Consider the following 21758-nt stretch of genomic DNA (forward strand, 5'->3'; position numbering starts at 1 on the left):
CTCGCCCCCTCGTACCTCGGGGCCTGCGCGCGTTCTCCCTCTAGACACCGGCGGGCCCTTCGGCTCGGGCGCTACAAAAACGGGTGAGGCAGCACATTCAACCGATCACCCCCTCCCCCTCAAAAAGGGCCGCTCTCGGGACCCCGCAGTACCGTGGAAGACCGAGGAGGTCGCTCATGGACACCTGGCTCGCGATCGCCGCGATCGCTGTGACGTGCGTGTTCTTCATTTGGATCTTGACCAGGCAGGCCTCCCAGCAGCGGGCGGGCACCCTTCACCATCCCGAGGACGAGCAGTTGCGGGAGGACGCGGACACCAGGGACGTGTCGACCCGGCTCGTGGACATCCCGTGGCGCGGCGGGCACACGCCACCCCCCGATCACCTGCCCCCGGCTGCCGCCCCGGACGCCGTCACCGAGCCCGCGGTCTTCCTCGAACCGGAACCCGCGACCGACGCCTCCGGCGACCACCCCGCAGACGCCCCCGACGACCACCTCTCAGCGAACCCGGCCCACAAGGTGGACGTCCCAGGCGGACCTGACCAGCGGAGCTAGCCCCAAAAACGGGTGAGGCTGCACATGCAGAACGTCCCCGGGTTCGCTGTCAGGGTGACCCTGGACTACCTGTCTGGGGTGCCCCAGAGGCCCGCACCAATTCTCCCGGGTGCCCCCGTGTAGGCATCGAGCCAAAGGGCCCGCCGGTGTCTAGAGGGAGAACGCGCGCAGGCCCCCGAGGTACGAGGGGGGCGAGCACGATCGACCGGCAGACACCGGACTTAAGGGCCCGGCGGCGAGAGGCCGGCAAAAAAAGGGGCCAGGACGTTCACTCTGCGGACTCGGGTAACCGATCACGTCCAGCCGATCCGTCCACCTTGCGAGCTACCCGCACCGATCACCTTCACCCGATCTCGTCCACCTTGCGAGCTACCCGCACCGATCACGCCCAGCCGATCCGTTCACCTGACAAGCTAGTTCAACCCCTCACGTGCACCCCCACCTCCCCCGCCCCAACCAGTCCGTGCTGGGCGGTCCAGGTTCTGATGGCTGCGGCGATTTCGGTGGGGCGGTCTTCGGGGGCGTGGTGGGCGGCGGGGCCGCAGGGGGTGACGTCGAGGGCGGCGATGTGGGAGCGGCACCACGCGGTCATCGTGGCGTCGATGAGCAGCGAGCCCGCGCCGCCGTCGAAGGTCAGGAGCAGTTTGGGGACGTCCGGGCTGGTGGCCATCCATGTGCCGAACTCCCGCATGCGCGTGACGAGTTCGGCGGGTTCGCCGTCGAGGGGGATCTGCCGGGCCCAGGCGAGCAGGGGGCGGCGGCTCTCGCGGTCGGGGTAGGGGGCGAGGTAGGCGGCCAGGTCGTCGTCGCTGACGGGGGTGCGGACGCCGCCGCCGGTGAAGGCCGTCCGGACCAGGGCGTCGGTGCCCAGGAGCGTCTCCTCGGCTTCGGGCGAGCGGACGGTGCGGGAGCGCTGCTGCGCGTTCGGGGAGAGTTCCGCCCAGGTCATGGGCTTGACGATGGCCTCCAGGAACACGATGCCGAGCACCCGCTCGGGGTGGCGTGCGGCCCAGTCGAGGGCGAGGGTGCCGCCCCAGTCGTGGCCGACGAGGATGACCCGGTCCAGTCCGAGGGCGTCGAACCAGGCGTCGAGGTAGCGGGCGTGGTCGGCGAAGGTGTGGTCGAGGGCGGGTTTGCCGGAGCCGCCCATGCCGATGAGGTCGGGTGCCAGCAGCCGGCCGGGGCCGAGGCCGGGCATCACGTTGCGCCACACATGGGAGGAGCCGGGGTTGCCGTGCAGCAGCACGATCGGGGTGCCGCTGCCGGTCTCCCGGTAGTTCATGGTCGAGTCGAGCACGTCGACGGTAGGCATGGCGGATCCACGTCCTTTCGCGGGACGGATAAACGTTGGTCTCACTAACGTTCGTGCCACTTACGAATCTAGGTCGTTAGTGCGACTAACGCAACCGGGTACGATGGCCGGCATGGGCGAGGCGATGGACGGCAGCTGGGACGAGCAGGCGGCACCGGAGAGGCTGCGCGGGCTGCCCAGCCGGATGCTGGGGCGCGCCTCGGTGCACGCCGACCGGCTGGTGGGTGAGGCGCTGGGCGGGGCCGGCGCCCGCAAGTGGCACTACGGGGTGCTGGTGGCGCTGCGCGAGGGCGGACCGGCCAGCCAGTCGGAGCTCAGCGCGCGGACCGGCGTCTACCGCAGCGACATGGTCGCGGTCGTCAACGAACTCGCCGACCAGGGACACGTCGAGCGCACCGCCGACCCCGCGGACCGCCGCCGCAACGTCATCACGCTCACCGCGCAGGGTCGCCGCCACCTGCGGCGGCTCGACCGGCTCGTCGACTCCGCCCAGGACGACCTGCTCGCCCCGCTGGCCCCGGACGAGCGCGAGCAGTTCGCCGCCCTGCTGAGGACCGTGCTCGACCACCACGCCGCGCGGCAGGCGGCGCGCCGGGCGGCACCCCCTGCCCCCTGAGGCCGGCGGCCTAGACGGCTTCGCGGACCCGGGTCGCCCGGTATCCGCGGCGGGCGTACGCCGCCCGGCCCGCGACGTGCAGGGCGGCCGCGTACAGGGCCAGGACAGCGGCGAGCAGTACGTAGTAGGCGGGCGGCAGGACCGTCATGCCGAGCACGGGTGCGAGGGGTGAGAGGGGCAGGAGCACGCCGAGCCCGGCCAGGGCGGCGGAGGCGGCCCGGATCGCCACCGGGGCCCGGCCCCGGGCGTCCGCCTTCCGGCCGCGGCCCGGGCGCAGCAGCAGCATCACCAGCGCCTGCGTGATCAGGTTCTCGGTGAACCAGCCGGCGTGGAAGGCTGCCTGGCCGCTGCTGTGGTGCGCCGCGGGGACGGTGGTCAGCAGGACGGCGAAGATCGTCAGGTCGGCGGCGGCGTTCAGGACCCCGAAGGCGGTGATGAAGCGCAGGAAGTCCGGCGGCCGCAGTGCGGCGGGGCGGCGCAGCGCACCGGGCTCGGGGCGGTCGGCGGCGAAGGCGAGCTGGGCCGCGTCGAAGCACAGGTTCTGCAGCAGCACCTGCGCGGGCAGCATCGGCAGGAACGGCAGCAGCAGCCCGGCCGCGAGCATCGCGATGACGTTGCCGAGGTTCGAGGACAGCACGATCCGCAGGTAGGTGCCGATGGTGGCGGTGCAGTGGCGCCCGGCGGCGATCGCGTGGTCGATGGCGGTCAGGTCCTTCTCCGCCAGCACGGTGTCGGCCGCGTCCCTGGTGACGTCGACCGCGTCGCTCGGGCACAGGCCCACGTCCGAGGCGTGCAGCGCGGGCAGGTCGTTGACGCCGTCGCCGAGGAAGCCGGTGACGTGTCCGGCCCGGCGCAGGGCGTGCACGATGCGCGCCTTGTGCTCGGGGGTGCAGCGGGCGAACACCGCGGTATGCCCGGCGAGTTCGGTGAGCTGGTCGTCGGAGAGGGCGTCGATGCGGCCGGCGCTGACCACCTCGCCCGGGTCGAAGCCGAGGTCGCGGCAGACGCGCGCGGCCGTTCCCGGGTGGTCGCCGGTGACGACCTTCACCGCGACGCCGTGCTCGGCCAGGCCGGCCAGCGCCGCGGCGGCGGTGGGGGCGAGGGTGTCGCGCAGGGCGACGAACCCGACGAGGACCAGGCCTTGTTCGTCGGCGGCGCGGTAGCCGCCGAGGCGCGCGGGCCGCTCGTCCACGGCGACGGCGAGCAGCCGCAGCCCCTCCTCGGCGCGGGTCGCGGCCAGCGCGGACAGCCGGTTCCGCTCGTCGGCGTCCAGGGCGCGGTCGGCCGCGGCGCCGTGCATGCCGTCCGGCTGCGGCGTCCTGACCCGGGTGCAGCGGTCGAGGACCGCCTCCACCGCGCCCTTGACCACCAGGGTGTGGCGGCCGCGGTGGCCCGGCCGGTGGACCACCGCGGTGGACAGCCGCCGGGCCGGGTCGAAGGGCAGCGCGGCGACGCCCTCCCAGTCACCGGTGTCCGGTGGCCACGCGCCCGCCTCGCCCGTGATGACCTCCCACGGCGCCGACGGGTCCGGCTCCCCCGCGGCGGCCGCGTCCGGCTCGTGCCCGGCGTCCTCGCGGCCGCCGGCCGCGGCGTCGAGGATGGCCTCGTCCAGGGTGTCGGGGGCGGGCAGGTCCGCGAGGTGCAGTGTCCACAGGCTGTTGACGGCGGCCCAGCGCAGCACCTCCGGGTCGTCCTGCCCGCCGGGGTCCCAGGCGGCCTCGACGACCGGCCGGTCCAGGGTGAGGGTGCCGGTCTTGTCGGTGCACAGGACGTCCATCGCGCCGAGGTTGTGCAGGGCCGGCAGCCACCGCACGATCACCCCGTGGTCGCGGGCCAGCGCGGCCGCCCGGCGGGCCAGCACCGTGGTGACGACCACCGGCAGCATCTCCGGGGTCAGCCCGACCGCCACCGCCACCGCGAACGGCAGCGTCTCCAAACCCCGCCCGCGTACCGCCGCGTTGGCGATCAGCACCAGCGGCGGGGTGAGCAGCATGAAGCGCACGAGGATCCACGCGATGCCGTTCACCGCGCGGTCGAACGCCGACTCCCGCCGACCGCCGCGCTCTCCGCGGCGGCCGTGGGCGCGGGCGAGCAGGGTGTGCGGGCCGGTCGAGGTGACGACGGCGGTGCCGCTGCCCGAGACGACGCTGCTGCCCTGGAAGCACAGGTGCGGGCGCTCGGCGTCCCCGGCGGCGGGCAGCGTGAGCGGCTCCTGCACGGGCGCCTTGGCGACCTCCGCCGACTCGCCGGTCAACGCGGCCTGGCGCACGGTCAGATGGTGGGCGCGCAGCAGCCTGGCGTCGGCGGGCACCACGTCGCCGGGCCCGAGCCGGATCACGTCGCCGGGCACCAGCAGCGCCACCGGCACCTCGCGCAGCCGCGGCGCGGACCCCGGCGCGGCCCTTCGCTGGACCGACGCGGTCGCCGCGACGAGCTGCCGCAGGGCCGCGGCCGAGCGGTCGGCCCGGTGCTCGGCGCGGGTGCGCAGCACGCAGCTGACCAGCACCAGCACGGTGATCACGCACGCCATGGCCCACGAGCCGACCAGCGAGGAGGCCACGCCCAGGCACAGCAGGACCGCGGTGAACGGGTCGCGCACGGTGGCCGCGAAACGGCGCGGCCAGGACGCGGGGCGCTGCCCGGGAACGGTGTTCTCGCCGTACAGGGCGAGCCGTTCCTCGGCCTCGGACTCGGTCAGCCCGCGCGGTCCGGTGCCGAGCCTGCGCAGCACCTCAAGGGCACTGGCGTCCGCCAGGTCCTGCCCGGCGAGGGCGGCGGCGTGCGGGAGCACCCGGGGGCCGCCTGCCTCCGGGCTGTGCTCCGCGGTGGGACCCTCAGGCGCCCAGGCCACGGGCGTCCCGTGACACCCGGGGCCGGGCGAGGGTGCCCTGGGCGGTCTCGTCGCCGGCGAGTTGAGCCACCATCACCCGCACCACCGTCACCACGTCCGGGTCGTCGACGAGGTAGACCTGGCGCCGGCCCTCGCGGCGGGCGTGCACCAGCCCGGCCAGCTTCAGCTTCGCCAGGTGCTGGCTCACCGCGGGCAGCGTGGCGCCGACGCGCTCGGCGAGCCCGGTCACGTCGCAGTCGCCCTGGGCGAGGATCCACACGATGTGCAGCCGCATCGGGGAGGCCAGGAGCCCGAAGGCGGCGGCCGCGCCCTGGAGCACCTCCGCACTGGGGTCGCCGAGCCGTTCGGCCGACCTCGTCACGTGAACCTCCCCTGGGGCGCCGCCTTGTCAGGGACCAGGGTACGCACCCCCGCTCGAGGCGGTCTCCCCCCTCCACGGCGCCCGCGGCCCGGCCGCGGTTTCGTCACGGCGTCGCAGTGAGGTTCTGATTCCGCCACAGAGTTGCATGCTTCAGCAATCACGCAACTCGACTCACTATGGTGGGCGCACCGGGGCGGGCGACGGCATGCCCGCCACGGTCTGTCGATCAGCGTATCGGGGGCGGACGTGAACGACGGTCACCAGGACACCACTTACCGGACCGAGTACGCCGCGGTCCTCGACGAGGCCCTGCACACCGAGGAGATCAGGCGGGCACTGCGGCTCGCCGAGGGGGTCACCGGGGAACCGGCGGGGCCGGGCACGGAGCTGCTGCGGGCGCGCGCGCTGGCGGCCGCCGACGACATCGCCGGGACCGCGGCCGGCGCCTACGCGCGGTACGCCGCGCTGCGGGACGCGCAGCGGGCCGGCCGCCGGGGGGACGTGCGCGGGCGCGCGGGCGGCGGACGCGAGGGGTCGGCGGGGCCGGGGATCACCGCGACGCTCGCCGTCCTGGTGCCCATGCTCAGCGGCATCGCCGCTGTGGCGTTCCTCACGCTGGGGTTCGTGCTGCGGGCGGCCGGCAGCGGCCACCGCGTCACCACGTCGCTGACCGGCGTCGGCTTCACCATGGGCGGGGTGTTCGGGGTCTCGCTGCTGGTCGGCCTGGCCGGGCTGGTGCTCACCGCCCGCCGGGACGCCGCCGCGGCCCGCACCGCGCTGGAGGTCACCGCGGCCCGCACCGCGTGGCGGCAGGCGCTGCTCACCGAGGGCGTGCTGCCGTACCTGCGCGCCTGCCTGGACGAGGACGCCCGCGCCGCGGGCCGGCCGCTGCCCAGCGCGGGCGTCAGCCTGGTCCGCAAGCGCCCCAAGCTCGGCTACACCAGCCCCGGGTTCGGCTCCTCCGGTGGCGGCGTGAGCCTGGTGCGCCAGCGCCCCAAGCTCGGCTACACCAGCCCGGGCTTCAGCAGCCCGGCCGACGGCGGCTCGTCCGCGTCCGCCCGCTGACCGCAGGGCGGACCCGGCGGAAGACGATCTGTGAGATGCCCCACATCAGCGGTGGGGCATCCGTCTCAGGGGCTCGCCCAGTCCCAGGCGTACCGCAGCGGCGGCTCTCCGTGCTTGCGGCGGTAGACGTAGACCGCCGCGACCTGCACGTCCTGACCCGGCTCCTCCAGGGGGCACGCGGCCGTGACCTGGAGCACGCGCGGCCGTCCCGACACCCTGATCCGGGTGCCGTCGGCCGGTCCGCCCTCCAGCTCAGCCGTCTCCCAGGCCACCGACAGTCCCCCTGCTTGCTCCAGTGCTTCGGACATGGCGAACACTTTAGAGGTTGCGTAATCCGGGAACCATCGAGTCCGCTCGCCCGTCTACGCGACTGTAGTCGCCGGGCCCCTGCGGCCCGGCCGACTCTCAGGGTGCCCACAGCGGCATGACCTACTCTTGCGCCGTCGCGCAAGTGTGACCTCAGGGGGCGGAGCCACCGCTTCGCCCGCCGTACGACTGGCACGCCTCACACGGGCTGCCCGGGCAAGGGAGTGGAGATGACGGAACCCTGGGGCGGCCCCGCCGGGCGGGCACCGCATGACCAGGCCCCTCGCACGCCGCGCCCGCGTACCGGCCCGGACGACGCCGGCTTCGGCGTCCCGAGGCAGGGCGGCGGCTACGGCGGTCCCGACGACGGCGACCAGGACGAGCAGGGCGGCGGCTACGGCTCCGACGGCCACAGTCCCAGCGCGGGCGACGGGCCGATACCCGGTGGCCGGGCCGCCCGCCGCAAGGCCGGGAAGCGCGGCAGCCGCCCGGGCCTGCGCAAGTTCCTGCGCATCGCGGCGATCTGCTGCGCGGTGCTGCTGCTGGCCACCGCCGGCGCGGGCTACTGGCTCTACCAGCACCTGAACGGCAACATCACCGCCGTCTCGCTGACCGACGGCGCCGGGAAGGACAGCGCGGGCCACGAGAAGGCCGACGCCTTCGGCCGCACCCCGATCAACCTCCTGGTGATGGGCAGCGACGGCCGCACCACCGCCGAGGACTGCAAGCTGGGCGGCGGGTGCGCGAAGACCGGCGTGCAGACCGGCGAGCACGCCGACGTCGAGATGGTCGTGCACATCTCCGCGGACCGCTCCAACGCGACCGTGATGAGCATCCCGCGCGACACCGTCACCGACATCCCGGCCTGCACCAACCCCAAGACCCGCACGTCCACGGCCGGTTACCACGGCATGATCAACAGCGCGCTGAGCTACGGCCAGGCGTGCCAGGTCGCCGCCGTCCACAAGCTGACCGGCATACCCATCGACCACTTCATCCAGGTCGACTTCTCCGGCGTGGTCCAGATGTCCGACGCGGTCGGCGGCGTGCCGGTGTGCGTCGACGGCAACGTCTACGACACCTACTCGCACCTGAAGCTCTCCCAGGGCAACCACACCCTCAAGGGCGTGGCGGCACTGGAGTTCCTGCGCTCGCGGCACGGCTTTGGCGACGGCAGCGACCTGGGCCGCACCTACGCCCAGCACCTCTACCTCAGCTCGATGATCCGCAAGTTCAAGAGCGCCGGCACCCTGACCAACCCCAAGGCCCTCTACGACCTCGCGGACGCCGCCACCAAGGCGCTGACCGTCGACACCGGCCTCGGCAGCGTCAGCAAGCTCATCGGCCTGGCCGACGACCTCAACAAGGTGCCGTCCAAGCGGATCACGTTCACCACCATGCAGACCCAGACCGACCCGGCCGACGCGAACCGGGTGATCGTCGGCGCGGGCGCCGCCACCCTGTTCTCCACGATCGCCAACGACCAGTCGCTGACGACCGCGTCCGGCGGCAAGTCCACCGCGGCCTCGGCGACCGCCTCGCCGACGGCGACCCCGGTGCCGGCGTCGCAGATCGCGGTCCGGGTGGAGAACGGCAACGGCCTGCCGGGGCGCGCCTCGGGCGTCGCCACCGCACTGGTCGGCAAGGGCTTCACCCAGGCCGTCAGCGCCGGCAACGCCCCCGCGCACGCCGCCCAGTCGACCCTGACCTACGGGCCGGGCCAGAAAGAGGAGGCGCAGAGCGTCGCCGCCTCCCTGGGGCTGCCGGCCTCGCACCTGAAGCAGGGCACCTACCGGGGCCTGACGCTGGTGGTCGGCCAGGACTGGCAGAGCGGCACCACCTTCCCCGGCGGGACGGGTAAGCCGGCCCCCGCGGACACGCAGGCCGCGCTCAACAACGCCCACTCGCAGACCGCCGACGAGTCCGGCACCTGCGCCAAGGTCAGCCACTACAAGACGGTCGAGATCAACGGCGTGCCGATGACCCCGGGCCAGGCGTACGCCGCCGCGGGCACCAAGCCCGACTCGGACGCCTGACGCCGGACGGACACCTGACGCCGCAGCGCCCGGCGCCTCGCGCGCTGCGGGCTCCTGGCGCCCGGCATCCGGCGCCTCATCCGCGCCGAACGCCCGTCCGTGGCGCCCCCGTTCAGCCCGCGGCGGCCGCGGGGGCGGTCAGGGTGGCGCGGGCGGCGGCCGCCAGCGCCACCGGGTCGCCGGTCGGTGTGACCGGGAAGCGGGTAGCCGCCCCGGTCCACGCCCGCCCGATCGCGTACCAGTCGATCGGCGCGGGCGCACCGCCCTGCGCGAGCGCGGTGTCCAGCGACCCGAAGTACCGCTGCCACCGGTCGAGGTAGTAGCCGCCGACCAGGCCCGACCACTCGCGGTTGGCGTAGTCGGAGAGCCGGCCGGCGACCGCGGGCGTGTCGCCCCAGGTGGTGATCAGCGACCGCAGGTCGCGCTGTACCGCGGCCCGGTCGGCCGCGGTTCCGGCGGCCTCGCTGCCGTACCGCAGCCAGCGGCCCAGCAGGAACTCCGGGCGCGAGGCGAGCAGCGCGTCCAGGCCGCGCATCGCGCCGAGCCACTGCCCGGACAACTCCCGGAACAGCGGCCGGTCCTCGGCGGTGTACGCGGCCCTGATCCGCGGCAGCCAGGACCGGCTGCGGTTGGACAGCACCTGGCGGGCGACGTCGACCAGGTCGAAGCGGTACAGCGCGCTGCCGCGCAACCGCGGTGCGGCCTTGAGGAGTTCGTCGAGCGCGCCGTCGAAGGCGGCCGTGTCGTAGCGGGTCCTGCCGGGCGAGGTCGGGGAGGCGTGGACGGCGGTCAGGCTCGGCCGCGCGGCGAACAGCCCGTCCGGCGCCTCGCTCCAGCCGTCGGCGGGCATCGCGTAGGCGGTCCGCGCGAGGATCCGCCAGGCGGCCTCGGCGTGCGGGTCGGCGGTGCCGTAGCGGGCGTCGGCGTACCGGCGGAACCAGCCGGCGAAGTCGGGCCGGGCGGGCTGCCAGGCCAGTTCGGTGAGGAACGCGAACGCCGCGTCGTCGGTGTCGTCGGCCTCGGGCAGTACCGCGATGCCCGTCAAGGGGCTCGCGGGCGCGGCCAGTTGGGCGAAGAAGCGGGTGTTCCACACGGCGGCGTTCGCGCCGATCGTGGTGTGCCCGCCGAAGTTCCAGATCGCGCCGAAGGCGTACGGCGTTCCGGCGAAGCGGGTGGCGGGGTCGGAGGACGGGTCGGTGTCGGGATAGCGGTCGGTGAGCCCGTCGATGACGAGCATCCGCGACCGGTCGACGCCCGACAGCAGTTCCGCGGTCGGGTTGCGCTGCCAGCCGAGGATGACCCAGGTCGCGCCGGGGTGTGCGGCCTCCAGTGCGGACTGCACCGCCTGGGCCGCGGCGGGGACCGGCACACTGCCGGGGTTGCCGCCCTCGTGCAGCAGGTCCATCTTGAACGCGCCGCTGGGGCCGAGCAGTCGGGCCTGTGTGCGGTAGAACGCGGCGGCGAGCCGGCCGAACACGGGCGTGCGCGGGTCGAGCCAGTCGGGCCGCGCCGTGCCGCTCCAGGTGCCCTGCGGGACGACCGCCGCGCCGGGGTTGCGCGCGGTGAAGCCGCCGGGCACCGTGCCGTAGTAGCCGGGGAGGATCGGGTCGATGCCCAGCGCGCGCATCCGGTCGGCGATCCGGCGGCCGAGGGCCGCCCGCCGGTCGATGAGCGCCTGGCTCTCCTGGTCGGCGCCGAGGTTGGACATGTTCTGCAGCAGCCACCACGGCTGGTGGGCGGGCAGCGGGATCCAGGCGCGCACCTCGTCGGCGGTGTAGCCGAAGCCCTGCAGCGTCCGCTGGTACACCGCCTCCATGCCCACCGGCAGGAAGAACGCGTTGATGCCGTGCAGGGCGGCCACGTCGATCTCGCGCTGCCAGCGGGTCCAGTCCCAGTAGGCGTTGGTGTAGCCGTCGGCGGTGTCGTTGGACAGCACCCGCCGCGGCACGTTCGCGGTGCGGACCACGGGCGCGGACGGCAGCGGCGGGCGGCCGGTGACCGCGATCGGTTCGGCGGACGCGTCCGAGGACCACGAGACGTCCACGTGCGCGGTGTACATGAGGTAGGCGCCGACCCCGGTCAGCAGGGCGCTCGGCGAGCTGCCGGAGACCAGCACCCGCCCGCCGTGCCGGCCGATCGCGTAGCGCTCCCGGCCCGAGGCGTCGGGCGCGAGGGTGCCGAGGTCGATCCCGGACGACCAGGCCGGGACCGTCCGCCGCACCACGCCGCGGGCGGCCGCGGTGGAGAAGGCGGCGGGCGCCCCGGCTCGGGGAGGGGCCGCGGGAAGGGCCGCCCGGGCGGGCGCCGCCGCGACCGCGCCCGCCAGCAGGGCGAGTCCGAGCCCGCCGGCGACGGCGGTGGACCTGACAGGACGCAGACGCATGCGGCGCTCGATTCTCGTCGTCGGTGCCGGTGGTGGCCGGCCGGTACCGGCCGGTGGGGGTGCCGCCGCTGGCGGCGGGTCGGTGCCGGTGGACTGCCGGCGACGGCGGGCGGCGGTTCGCCGGCCCCGCCGGAACGCCGTCGCTGGCATCGTGCGGTGACCGTGCGTGTTCCGGGCCGCGCCCCACACCCGATTCATGCGAAAAGCTGCCCGTATGGCGTAATGGGAGGGTTCGCCCCCGGGCGCCGCGGCACGGAATACCGTAGAGGGGCGTTAAGAATCCGTATGGACTCGTGGCCGGGCGGACCTGCGGGGTCGGCGGTCCCGCACGCTGGCCGAGGCGCGAAGTGGACGGTGGCGGCGCGCCGGTGACCATCCGCGGCGTGGCGGAGCGGCCGGTGCCCAGGCACCCGGGCGGCGGGCCGCCGCGGGGTGCCGCGCATAGGCTGACCTCAGATTTCCCTTGATTCCGCGCACCGCGATGGCCGGATTCCGCCGTACGAGACACAGGAGCAGATGACGGATGGCCACGGCAGAGCACACCGGCACGTCCGCGGACGAGCACCCGGGCCGGGTCCGCGCGTGGCTGCTGGAGGGCCTGGCCGACATGGCCAAGCACCAGCAGGGCGGCGGCGCGGAGCAGGAGCCGGCGCACCGCGGCCAGCGGTGGTACCGCGTCATGTGCCTGACCGGCGTCGACTACTTCTCCACCCTGGGGTACCAGCCGGGCATCGCCGCGCTCGCCGCCGGGCTGCTGTCGCCGATCGCCACGATCGTGCTGGTCGTGGTGACGCTGGCCGGCGCGCTGCCGGTCTACCGGCGGGTGGCGGAGGACAGCCCGCACGGCGCGGGCTCGATCGCGATGCTGGAGCGGCTGCTGTCGTTCTGGAAGGGCAAGCTGTTCGTGCTGGCCCTGCTGGGCTTCGCGGCGACCGACTTCCTGATCACGATGACGCTGTCGGCCGCCGACGCCTCCACCCACCTGGTGGAGAACCCGCACTTCTCGGGCGCCCTGCACAGCCACCAGATGCTGATCACGCTGCTGCTGCTGGCGCTGCTCGGCGCGGTGTTCCTCAAGGGCTTCCTGGAGGCGATCGGCGTCGCGGTGGTGCTCGTCGGCATCTACCTGGCGCTGAACGTGGTCGTGGTGGTCGACGGCCTGTGGCACGTGCTGACCGCCGCGCACCTGGTCACCGACTGGACGAGCGGGCTGACCGCCGAGCGCGGCAACGTCTTCGTGATGATCGGCGTGTCCCTGCTGATCTTCCCCAAGCTGGCGCTGGGCATGTCCGGCTTCGAGACCGGCGTCGCGGTGATGCCGCACGTCCAGGGCGACCAGGACGACACCGAGCAGCGGCCCACCGGCCGGATCCGGGACACCAAGAAGCTGCTCACCACCGCCGCGCTGATCATGAGCTGCTTCCTGATCACCACCAGCTTCATCACCACGGTGCTGATCCCCAAGCAGGAGTTCCAGCCCGGCGGCCAGGCCAACGGCCGCGCCCTGGCCTATCTGGCGCACGAGTACCTCGGGTCGGCGTTCGGCACGGTCTACGACTTCTCCACCATCGCGATCCTGTGGTTCGCCGGCGCCTCCGCGATGGCCGGCCTGCTCAACCTGATGCCGCGCTACCTGCCCCGGTACGGGATGGCGCCGCACTGGGCGCGCGCCGTGCGGCCGATGGTGCTGGTCTTCATCCTCGTCGCGTTCCTGGTGACCTGGATCTTCGACGCCAACGTCGACAAGCAGGGCGGCGCCTACGCCACCGGCGTCCTGGTGCTGATGAGTTCGGCGGCGGTCGCGGTGACCATCTCCGCCCGCCGCAGCCGCGACCGGCGGTGGACCGTCATCTTCGGCGTCATCGCGGCCGTCTTCCTCTACACGACCGTGGTCAACGTGCTGGAGCGGCCCGACGGTGTGAAGATCGGTGCCTGCTTCATCGCCGGCATCGTGCTGATCTCGCTGCTGTCCCGGCTGGCCCGCGCCTTCGAGCTGCGGGTGACGGGCGTGGAGATGGACGACATGGCGGCCCGCTTCGTGCGCGACATCGCCAGCCGCCGCATCCGGTTCATCGCCAACGAGCCCGACAACCGGGACGCGGCCGAGTACCGGGACAAGGCGCAACAGATCCGCTCCGACAACGACCTCCTGCCGGAGGACGACGTCGTCTTCGTGGAGGTCACCGTCCGGGACGCCTCGGACTTCGAGTCCGCGGTCACCGTCCGCGGCGAGGTGCTGCACGGCCGCTACCGGGTCCTGACCCTGGAGGGCACCTCGGTGCCCAACGCGCTGGCCGCGATGCTGCTGCACGTGCGGGACAGCACCGGCTGCATCCCGCACATCTACTTCGAGTGGACCGAGGGCAGCCCGTTCGCCAACTTCATGCGGTTCTTCCTCTTCGGCCACGGCGAGGTCGCGCCGGTCACCCGCGAGGTGCTGCGCGAGGCCGAGCACGACCCCAAGCGCCGGCCGCGGGTGCACGTCGGCTGACCGCGGGCGCACCTCGGCCGACCGCCCGGCACCGCGCCCGGGCCGGCCGGCTCAGGGCGCGGTGAACAGGCCGGGGAAGGCGGGGGCGCGCCAGGGCCGGCGGCCCCATGCCAGGACGCCGCCGCGGGCCAGGGCGGCGGTAGTGGTGCGCCGCCCGAGCGCGATCAGGAAGAACGTCACCGGCTCCAGCAGGATCGTGCAGTCCGGGCGGCGCGGCGGTTCCGCGCTCACCTGCACCGCGCCGCCGGTGAAGGTCACCGCGAACCGGGCGCCGCCGCGTATCCGCAGCAGGTAGCAGCCGCTGTGCCCGGCGGCCGCCGCGTTCACCACCCGGGGCATGCCCCACTGCAGGAACGGCATGGCAAGGGCGACCAGCCCGGCGTCGACCATGTGCGGGCGGCGCAGGGCGACGGCGATGTCGTAGCCGTGGCCCAGCATGTGGGTGAGCAGGTAGCTGCCGAGCACCCCGGAGTCCATCACGCCCAGCGGGCCGACGACCTCCTCGCCGGCCGGCCGCAGGGCGGCCGCCTCGGTGAAGGCGGCGGTGTGCCGGACGACGGCCTCGGCGAGGATCGCCGGGTCCCGCTCGGGGAACGCGGCCAGGGACGCGTCGTTGGCCGCCGCCAGGCCCCCGGGCGTGCCGTCCCCGTAGGGCAGCTCGCGGCCCGCGGCCAGACCCGCCATCAGCTCGTTCGCCAGGGCCAGGTGCGCGGCGGCCTCGGCGACCGTCCACCGCGCGCCCGGGATCGGCGCCGAGCCGTCGCCGCAGGAGCGCAGGAGGGCGGCGATGCGGTCGGCGACCGCGCCGACCGCCTCGGCCAGCGGCGGCCCGACGGAGGGCGCGGGGGCGCCGGCGGGCTCGGGGTCGGGGTCGGACTCGGGGTCGGACTCGGGGTCGGCGGTCATGGACGAGAAGCCTGGCCGACGCCGGCACGCCTGTCCAGGCCCGCGAGCAGGCCCGCTGCCGGGCGCGGGAGCAGGCCGATGACCGGCGCCCGATCAGTCGCGCACCGGCGACCCGGGCCGGCCCGCGCCGGGGCCCGACCGGCCCCGCGCAAACGCGAGCGAGTGCACCCGGTCGGCCCGCGCGTCCACCGCCGCATTAAGCCGACGAACTGGTCAAATGACGCATATCTGGCCCGCTCCCCCGCCCCTTGGAGGCCCGCATGCTCCGGAGACTCGGCGGCGTACTGATCGCCCTGACGGCTCTGCTGACCGGTATCACCGGGACGACGTCCGCGACCGCCGCGCCCACGCACGGCGAGCGGCTGCCCCACCCGGAACGCGACTGGATGGGCTCCTCGGTGGCCGCCCACGAAGGCAGGTCCGGCAAGGCGGTGAACACGCCTTCCCAGCGCGTCGCGCAGACCCCGGGCTTCGACGTCAGCAACTGGCAGGGCACCATCGACTGGCCGGCCGCCTACGCCAAGGGCGCCAAGTTCGCCTACATCAAGGCCACCGAGGGCACCACCTACAAGGACCCCTACTTCAGCGCGAACTACACCAACTCGTACTACGCCGGCTTCATCCGCGGCGCGTACCACTTCGCCACCCCGAACACCTCCAGCGGCACCGCGCAGGCCGACTTCTTCGTCTCGCACGGCGGCGGCTGGTCCAAGGACGGGCAGACGCTGCCGCCGCTGCTGGACATCGAGTACCCGGACGGCGCCGCCTGCTACGGCCTGAGCCAGAGCGCGATGCGCAGCTGGATCAAGGCGTTCATCGACCGCGTCCACACCAGGACCGGCCGCTGGGCGACGATCTACACGACCACCAACTGGTGGACGACGTGCACCGGCAACACCGCGACGTTCGCCGCGCACGACCCGCTGTTCGTCGCCCGCTACGCCTCGACCGCCGGCACGCTCCCGGCCGGCTGGCCGTTCTACACCTTCTGGCAGCACGCGGACTCCGGGACGTTCCCCGGCGACCAGGACTACTTCAACGGCCCGATGAGCGGGCTGCGCAACCTGGCCAACAACACCTGAGCGCACCCGCCGCGACATCGAGGCGCGCCCTCCCGCAGGTCCGCGGGAGGGCGTGCCTCGTCGCCTGTCAGACGGCGCCGAGCAGCGCGATCTCCTCGCGGCTCAGCACCAGGTCGGGGGCCTGCGCGGAGTCGCGGACGGTCTCGGGCCGGCTGGAGCCGGGGATCGGGACCACGACCGGGGACAGCGCGAGCATCCACGCCAGGCACACCCGCTGCGGGCTCACCCCGTGCGCCTGCGCGACCTCGGCGAAGGGCGCGAAGCGGGACCCGAGGCTGCCGGCGCCGGAGATGCCGCCGAGCGGGCTCCAGGGCAGGAAGGCGATGCCCAGCTCGTCGCACAGCTCCAGCTCCGGCTGGCTGGAGCGGTACGCGGGCGAGAACTGGTTCTGCACCGACACCAGCCGCCCGCCGAGGACCTCCTGGGCCTGGCGGATCTGCCCGGGGTTCGCGTTCGAGATGCCGGCCATCACGATCTTGCCCTCGTCCAGCAGCTCGGCGAGGGCGCCGACCGACTCGGCGTAGGGGACGGACGGGTCGGGCCGGTGGAACTGGTAGAGGCCGATCGCCTCGACGCCGAGCCGCTTCAGCGACGCCTCGCACGCCTCCTTGAGGTACTCCGGCCGGCCGTCGAGCGTCCACGAGCCGTCGCCGGGCCGCAGGTGCCCGCCCTTGGTGGCGACCAGCACGTCGGTGCCGCGCGGGTGGGAGGCGAGCGCCTTGGCGATCAGCGTCTCGTTGTGGCCCACCTCGCCGGCCAGCAGGTGGTAGGCGTCCGCGGTGTCGATCAGGGTGACGCCGGCGTCCAGGGCCGCGTGGATCGTCGCGACCGAGCGCGCCTCGTCCGGCCGGCCCTCGATCGACATGGGCATTCCGCCCAGCCCGATCGCGCTGACCTGGACGGTTCCGATACGGCGGGTCTGCATGTGGTGCTGCCTCTCCTGTCCGTGCTGCGCGGCCTGCGCCGCGCCCGCGATCTCCCACCATGACCCGTGACCGGCGGGTCCGTCCACTGCCACCGGGCATGACCATGACTTCTCCATGACCTGTCCATGACCAATCAGGGGGTTGATCCTTGGCCGCGACCACCGCGTCAATGTGACTTCCGGCGTATCCCGCTCCGGCGGGTGCGCAACTCCCCCCCACAGGAGGCGGCGTGGCGGCAGCGCAGGCTCGGAGGCCAGGAGTCGAGGTCCGCTCGATCGACTACGTCCCGCTGCGCGAACGCCACGGCAGGCTCTGGCACCTCGGCCCGCTGTGGTTCATGTCCAACGCCCAGATCGCCACGCTCGCGGTGGGGCTGATCGGCGTCGAGGGCGGCGGGAACCTCGTCTGGTCGCTGATCGCGATCGTGGCCGGGACCGTGCTGGGCACGTTCTTCATGGCGTTCCACTCCGCGCAGGGCCCGCAGCTCGGCCTGCCCCAGATGATCCAGTCCCGCCCGCAGTTCGGCTACGTCGGGGCACTGCTGGTGTGGCTGTTCGCCTACGTGCAGTACGCCGGCTTCAACGTCTTCAACACCATCCTGGCCGGGCAGGCGATGCACACCACCGCCCACGGCGGGGTGAAGTGGTGGGTGGCCGGGGTCACCGTGCTCGCCCTGGTAGTCGCGCTCGTCGGCTACGACGTCATCCACCGTGCCGAACAGGTCCTCACCTACACGTTCCTGGCCGTCTTCGGCGTCTTCACCGTCGGGGTGCTGGCCACCCTGCACTACCCGGCCGGCTCCTTCGACCTCGGCGCGTTCCGCTGGACGCCGTTCCTGGCCCAGTTCGGCGTGGTGGCCGGCTACCAGATCAGCTGGGCGATCTACGTCTCGGACTACTCGCGCTACCTGCCGCCGCACGTCACCGTCCGCCGCACCTTCTACTGGACCTACTTCGGATCCGCGCTCGGCGGCGCCTGGCTGATGGTGCTCGGCGCGCTGCTCGCCGCGTGGGCCGGCAAGGGCTTCGACACCATCGCGTCGATCAACACCGCGGGCGACAAGGTGTTCACCGGCTTCGGCGCGGTCGTGCTGGTCTTCGCCGCCCTCGGCCTCGTCTCGGTCACCGCGCTGAACATGTACGGCGGTTCGCTCACCCTGATCAGCGCCGCCGACTCGCTGCGCCGGGTCCGGCCGACGCTCGGCGCCCGGCTCGCCACGCTCGTGGTGACCGCCGGCCTGTCGCTGGCCGGCGCGCTCGCCGCGACCTCGCACTTCCTGGAGAACTTCAACAACTTCCTGCTGCTGGTGCTCTACCTGTTCATCCCGTGGACCGCGGTGAACCTGATGGACTACTACGTGGTGCGCCGCGGCCGCTACGCCATCGCCGAGATCTTCAACCCGCATGGCATCTACGGGCGTTGGGGCTGGCGCGGGATCACCGCGTACCTGGCGGGATTCGCCGCGATGGTGCCGTTCTTCTCGGTCGGCACGCTCTTCACCGGGGTCGCCGCCAAGGCGCTGAACGGAGCGGACATCTCCCTCTTCATCGGACTGCCGGTCTCGGGCGCCCTCTACTGGTGGCTCGCCCGCACCATCGACGTGGACGCGGAGATCGCGGTCGCCCGCCACGCATCGGATCAACTGGAGGAAACGGGCACGAGTTGACGCACGAGTTGAGGCACCCCCGGGGGTGGTGCCGGACTCGTGGACCTCGCCCGGGTCTGGGCGGAGTTGGGACGGGGAGAAGTCTCTGCTTTAGGTAAAGGCCGATCGCCCGGAGACAGTTGGCTATTCCACCGGAATCTCGCGGCGGGCACACTACAGCCCAGCGCACGCCATGTGTGTCCGCCCTTGCACAGCTGACACACGGCCCCCACGCCTCACGTATCCCACCGACCTTCACGTTGGAGTCGTCATTACCGACATACGCAACCCCCGTGCTCGGCGGGCCCGCGTAGCCGTGGTCGCAGGGGCCTCGCTGGCCCTGGTCTCCGGTTCGCTGCTGCTCGCCGTCCCGTCGCAGGCCTCCGGGCCCGCGGCGGCAGCCAAGACCATCGCCGGCAGCCACCCGGCCTGGGCCACCGCCGCCGCAGACGCCGGCGCGGTGCCGTCCTCGACCGAGGTCACCGGCACGGTCTACCTGGCCGGCCAGGACGCCGCGGGGCTCACCGCCTACGCGACCGCCGTCTCGGACCCGTCCAGCGCGAGCTACGGCAAGTACCTGACCCCGGCCGAGTACCAGGCGCGGTTCGGCGCCACCGCCGACCAGATCGCCGCCGTGCAGAAGTGGGCCCGCGACGCCGGGCTCACCGTCGTCAGCACCACCGACCACGCCATCCAGGTCCGCGGCACCAACACCGCGATCACCAAGGCGTTCGGCACCGGCATCCACCAGTACAAGGTGGCCGGCAAGCTGCGGCACGCGCCGGCCGGCAACGTGGTCGTCCCGGCCAAGGTGTCGTCCGCCATCCTCGGCGTCACCGGGCTGACCACCGGCGCCACCAACGTGGCCAAGCCCGACTCGCACCGCACCGACGCCGCGTCGGACAAGGGCTCCAAGCCCGCCGCGGGCCTGCCCACCGACGCGACGTGCTCGGACTACTGGGGCCAGAAGACCGCCACGGGCGCGCCGGCCGGCTACACCAACAAGGACGTGCCGTTCGACCAGTGCTCGTTCTACCCGTCGCAGCTGCGCAAGGCCTACGGCATCACCGCCTCCGGCCTGACGGGCAAGGGCGCCACGGTCGCCATCATCGACGCGTACGGCAGCTCCACCATGGAGGCGGACGCCAACCAGTACGCCGTCAACCACGGTGACAAGGCGTTCAAGTCCGGCCAGTACAAGGAGGTCGTGGACTCCTCGAAGTGGGAGAACCAGGACCTGTGCGGCGGCCCGGACGGCTGGGCGCCCGAGGAGGCGCTGGACGTCGAGATGGTGCACGGGCTCGCCCCGGACGCCAACGTCGTCTACGTCGGCGCCAACTCCTGCACCGACGACGACCTGCTGGGCGCGATCAGCACCGTCGTCGACAAGCACCTGGCGGACGTGATCTCGAACTCGTGGGGCGAGATCATGCACACCACGGACAACGCGGACGTCAGCGCCTCGGAGATCGCCGCCTACGAGCAGGTCTTCAAGCAGGCCGCGTCCGAGGGCATCGGCGTCAGCTTCTCCGCGGGCGACTGCGGTGACAGCAGCCCGACGGCCGCGGCCACCGGTGCCAACTGCCAGGCCGACACCTCCCGTGCCCAGGCCAACTGGCCGGACTCCGACCCGTGGGTGACCTCGGTCGGCGGCACCGCGCTCGGCCTGAAGAGCAAGGAGGGCGCCTACGGCTTCGAGACCGACATGGGCACCCTGCGCTCCAACCTCTCCGCCGACGGCAAGAGCTGGGAGCCGGCCGTGCCGGCGCCGTTCTACTTCGGCGGTGGCGGCGGCACCAGCGAGGACTTCGCGCAGCCCGCGTACCAGCGCGGCGTCGTGCCGAACTCGCTGTCGCACACCCTGATGACCGGGGCGACCAGCAGGACCGCCCAGCGCGTGACGCCCGACGTCTCCATGAACGGCGACCTGTACACCTCGGTGCTCGTCGGCATCAGCGACGGCGCCGACTACAGCGAGGCCGGCTACGGCGGCACCAGCGTCTCCTGCCCGGAGTTCGCCGCGGTCCAGGCCGACATCATCCAGGCGCGGCACGGTCGCGGCCTCGGGTTCGCCAACCCGGGCATCTACGACCGCACCAAGCTGTTCCGTGACGTGGTGGACAAGCAGGCCCAGCGCACCAGCACCCCGCTGAGCAACGTCGCCGACTTCGGCGTCATCAGCGGCTCGCTGCGGGTCCGCCTGGTCGCCTTCGGCCAGGACACCTCGCTCAACGCCGTCCGCGGCTACGACAACGCCACCGGCGTCGGCTCGCCGACCGAGGACTTCCTGAGGTCCTACCGGTAAGCAACCCCGCGGCCGTCGCAGGCCGCGGACAGGACCCGGCGGGGACCGCTCACCCGCCGGGTCCTGGCATGTCCAGGCTTTGCCAGACACGTACCGCTTCTTGAAGACCTGTTGGCGCCGATTCACCGTCTTGAGGACGAACGGTGCCTGCATCGTCCGCTCGTGTCTGCAAAGGGGAATGGGGGGCAGACCCGTGTCGATCAACCTGCCGCACTGGCTCGCCGAGGTCGTCAACATCCTCGGCTTCAACTGGCCCGAGATCGACGAGGACCAGCTGCGCGACGCGGCCAAGGGCCTCCGCCGGTACGCCGATTCGTGCCAGAGCTCGCACGACGTCACCCACGGCGTGGTGACCGGCGGCCTCCAGGAGAGCTACGCGGCCCAGTCGTACACCGCGCTGGCCGAGGTGTGGGGCTCGCAGACCCAGGGCCACATGAAGACCCTCATCGAGGGCTGCCACATCCTCGCCGACGCCCTGGACCTCGCCGCGCTCGGCGTGGAGGGGATGAAGGACGAGTGCATCGTCCAACTCGGCATCGCCGCCGGTGAGCTGATCGGCGACCAGGCCGCCGCGGTGTTCACCCTCGGCCTGTCCGAGGCCGCCGCGGTCGCCGAGATCGAGCTGCAGAACAAGCTCATGGACGGCATCCTCAAGCGCTTCGAGCAGGAAGTCCTCGGCATCCTCGTCGACAAGACCATCGGCCCGCTCAAGGAGCGGATCGAACACGCCGTCTCCCAGCTGCTGCTGGAGGAGGTCGCCCACGTCGCCGTCGGCGCCCCCGCACCCGGCCTGAAACTGGACACGGCGATGATGCGGACCCACGCCAACACCATCAAGGACCAGGCGGAGGCGAACCTCTCCCACGGCCGCGCCTTCTACTCCGAGGTCGGCGGCCTGACCTTCAAGACGGGATGAGCC

Annotated in this window: 16 protein-coding genes; 9 read left to right on the top strand and 7 right to left on the bottom strand. The window is 73.1% G+C overall.

Annotated elements, in window-relative coordinates; all coding sequences use genetic code 11:
- Positions 1 to 176 precede the first annotated feature (176 nt).
- Positions 177 to 554: a hypothetical protein gene (locus ACH4TG_RS03910; protein ID WP_398240504.1), complete on the top strand. Its 378-nt coding sequence runs from the start codon at positions 177 to 179 to the stop codon at positions 552 to 554.
- A gap of 418 nt (positions 555 to 972) precedes the next feature.
- Here the strand turns inward: ACH4TG_RS03910 and ACH4TG_RS03915 are convergent, their stop codons facing one another.
- Positions 973 to 1866 (bottom strand): haloalkane dehalogenase, encoded by an 894-nt coding sequence (locus tag ACH4TG_RS03915; RefSeq protein ID WP_398240505.1) that lies wholly within the window; start codon positions 1864 to 1866, stop codon positions 973 to 975.
- A gap of 112 nt (positions 1867 to 1978) precedes the next feature.
- Here ACH4TG_RS03915 and ACH4TG_RS03920 point away from each other — a divergent pair, with 112 nt between their 5' ends.
- Positions 1979 to 2482, top strand: coding sequence for a MarR family winged helix-turn-helix transcriptional regulator (locus ACH4TG_RS03920; RefSeq protein ID WP_398240507.1), 504 nt, complete (start codon positions 1979 to 1981; stop codon positions 2480 to 2482).
- Between the two features lie 10 nt (positions 2483 to 2492).
- Here the strand turns inward: ACH4TG_RS03920 and ACH4TG_RS03925 are convergent, their stop codons facing one another.
- Together ACH4TG_RS03925 and ACH4TG_RS03930 are read right to left on the bottom strand one after the other, a co-directional pair.
- Positions 2493 to 5333 carry a cation-translocating P-type ATPase gene (locus ACH4TG_RS03925; protein WP_398240509.1) on the bottom strand — a complete coding sequence of 947 codons (2841 nt, stop codon included), beginning with the start codon at positions 5331 to 5333 and terminating at the stop codon, positions 2493 to 2495.
- On the bottom strand, positions 5317 to 5694 hold the full coding sequence (locus ACH4TG_RS03930) for an ArsR/SmtB family transcription factor (protein WP_398240511.1): 378 nt from the start codon (positions 5692 to 5694) through the stop codon (positions 5317 to 5319). The genes ACH4TG_RS03925 and ACH4TG_RS03930 overlap by 17 nt, the downstream gene beginning before the upstream one ends.
- A 246-nt stretch (positions 5695 to 5940) precedes the next feature.
- Between ACH4TG_RS03930 and ACH4TG_RS03935 the strand changes: the two genes are divergently transcribed.
- Positions 5941 to 6759, top strand: coding sequence for a hypothetical protein (locus ACH4TG_RS03935; protein ID WP_398240512.1), 819 nt, complete (start codon positions 5941 to 5943; stop codon positions 6757 to 6759).
- Positions 6760 to 6824: 65 nt separating this feature from the next.
- Here ACH4TG_RS03935 and ACH4TG_RS03940 read toward each other — a convergent pair whose 3' ends face one another.
- Positions 6825 to 7067 carry a hypothetical protein gene (locus ACH4TG_RS03940; protein ID WP_398240513.1) on the bottom strand — a complete coding sequence of 81 codons (243 nt, stop codon included), beginning with the start codon at positions 7065 to 7067 and terminating at the stop codon, positions 6825 to 6827.
- A gap of 228 nt (positions 7068 to 7295) precedes the next feature.
- On the opposite strand from ACH4TG_RS03940, the gene ACH4TG_RS03945 reads away from it, so the two are divergent.
- A complete protein-coding gene (locus ACH4TG_RS03945) occupies positions 7296 to 9101 on the top strand; it encodes an LCP family protein (protein WP_398240515.1) in 1806 nt (601 codons plus the stop codon).
- Between the two features lie 112 nt (positions 9102 to 9213).
- Here the strand turns inward: ACH4TG_RS03945 and ACH4TG_RS03950 are convergent, their stop codons facing one another.
- Positions 9214 to 11484: an alpha-N-acetylglucosaminidase gene (locus ACH4TG_RS03950; RefSeq protein ID WP_398240517.1), complete on the bottom strand. Its 2271-nt coding sequence runs from the start codon at positions 11482 to 11484 to the stop codon at positions 9214 to 9216.
- 523 nt (positions 11485 to 12007) lie between these two features.
- On the opposite strand from ACH4TG_RS03950, the gene ACH4TG_RS03955 reads away from it, so the two are divergent.
- Positions 12008 to 13975 carry an amino acid transporter gene (locus ACH4TG_RS03955; protein ID WP_398240518.1) on the top strand — a complete coding sequence of 656 codons (1968 nt, stop codon included), beginning with the start codon at positions 12008 to 12010 and terminating at the stop codon, positions 13973 to 13975.
- A 51-nt stretch (positions 13976 to 14026) separates the two neighbouring features.
- Here the strand turns inward: ACH4TG_RS03955 and ACH4TG_RS03960 are convergent, their stop codons facing one another.
- A complete protein-coding gene (locus ACH4TG_RS03960; protein ID WP_398240520.1) occupies positions 14027 to 14881 on the bottom strand; it encodes a maleylpyruvate isomerase family mycothiol-dependent enzyme in 855 nt (284 codons plus the stop codon).
- 260 nt (positions 14882 to 15141) lie between these two features.
- Between ACH4TG_RS03960 and ACH4TG_RS03965 the strand changes: the two genes are divergently transcribed.
- Complete coding sequence (locus ACH4TG_RS03965; protein WP_398240522.1) at positions 15142 to 15963, top strand: GH25 family lysozyme; 822 nt, start codon at positions 15142 to 15144, stop codon at positions 15961 to 15963.
- 67 nt (positions 15964 to 16030) lie between these two features.
- Here the strand turns inward: ACH4TG_RS03965 and ACH4TG_RS03970 are convergent, their stop codons facing one another.
- Entirely contained in the window at positions 16031 to 16888 is an 858-nt protein-coding gene (locus ACH4TG_RS03970; RefSeq protein ID WP_398240524.1) for an aldo/keto reductase, read from the bottom strand.
- A 230-nt stretch (positions 16889 to 17118) separates the two neighbouring features.
- Here ACH4TG_RS03970 and ACH4TG_RS03975 point away from each other — a divergent pair, with 230 nt between their 5' ends.
- The 3 genes from ACH4TG_RS03975 (at position 17119) to ACH4TG_RS03985 (ending at position 21755) form a co-directional block, all read left to right on the top strand.
- Positions 17119 to 18555: a purine-cytosine permease family protein gene (locus ACH4TG_RS03975; protein WP_398240526.1), complete on the top strand. Its 1437-nt coding sequence runs from the start codon at positions 17119 to 17121 to the stop codon at positions 18553 to 18555.
- A gap of 295 nt (positions 18556 to 18850) precedes the next feature.
- Complete coding sequence (locus ACH4TG_RS03980) at positions 18851 to 20839, top strand: protease pro-enzyme activation domain-containing protein (RefSeq protein WP_398240527.1); 1989 nt, start codon at positions 18851 to 18853, stop codon at positions 20837 to 20839.
- A 193-nt stretch (positions 20840 to 21032) separates the two neighbouring features.
- Positions 21033 to 21755, top strand: a complete 723-nt coding sequence (locus tag ACH4TG_RS03985) for a hypothetical protein (RefSeq protein ID WP_398240529.1) — start codon at positions 21033 to 21035, stop codon at positions 21753 to 21755.
- Positions 21756 to 21758: the final 3 nt, after the last annotated feature.

This window comes from Streptomyces sp. NPDC020917 (genome assembly GCF_044333795.1).
In the GTDB taxonomy this organism is placed as follows: domain Bacteria; phylum Actinomycetota; class Actinomycetes; order Streptomycetales; family Streptomycetaceae; genus Actinacidiphila.

What these genes read in the sequence shown, in the direction of transcription:
- ACH4TG_RS03910 (WP_398240504.1), top strand. Translation starts at nt 177, where the DNA reads ATGGACACCTGGCTCGCGATCGCCGCGATCGCTGTGACGTGCGTGTTC.
- ACH4TG_RS03915 (WP_398240505.1), bottom strand. Translation starts at nt 1,866, where the DNA reads ATGCCTACCGTCGACGTGCTCGACTCGACCATGAACTACCGGGAGACC.
- ACH4TG_RS03920 (WP_398240507.1), top strand. Translation starts at nt 1,979, where the DNA reads ATGGGCGAGGCGATGGACGGCAGCTGGGACGAGCAGGCGGCACCGGAG.
- ACH4TG_RS03940 (WP_398240513.1), bottom strand. Translation starts at nt 7,067, where the DNA reads ATGTCCGAAGCACTGGAGCAAGCAGGGGGACTGTCGGTGGCCTGGGAG.
- ACH4TG_RS03945 (WP_398240515.1), top strand. Translation starts at nt 7,296, where the DNA reads ATGACGGAACCCTGGGGCGGCCCCGCCGGGCGGGCACCGCATGACCAG.
- ACH4TG_RS03950 (WP_398240517.1), bottom strand. Translation starts at nt 11,484, where the DNA reads ATGCGTCTGCGTCCTGTCAGGTCCACCGCCGTCGCCGGCGGGCTCGGA.
- ACH4TG_RS03955 (WP_398240518.1), top strand. Translation starts at nt 12,008, where the DNA reads ATGGCCACGGCAGAGCACACCGGCACGTCCGCGGACGAGCACCCGGGC.
- ACH4TG_RS03960 (WP_398240520.1), bottom strand. Translation starts at nt 14,881, where the DNA reads ATGACCGCCGACCCCGAGTCCGACCCCGAGTCCGACCCCGACCCCGAG.
- ACH4TG_RS03965 (WP_398240522.1), top strand. Translation starts at nt 15,142, where the DNA reads ATGCTCCGGAGACTCGGCGGCGTACTGATCGCCCTGACGGCTCTGCTG.
- ACH4TG_RS03970 (WP_398240524.1), bottom strand. Translation starts at nt 16,888, where the DNA reads ATGCAGACCCGCCGTATCGGAACCGTCCAGGTCAGCGCGATCGGGCTG.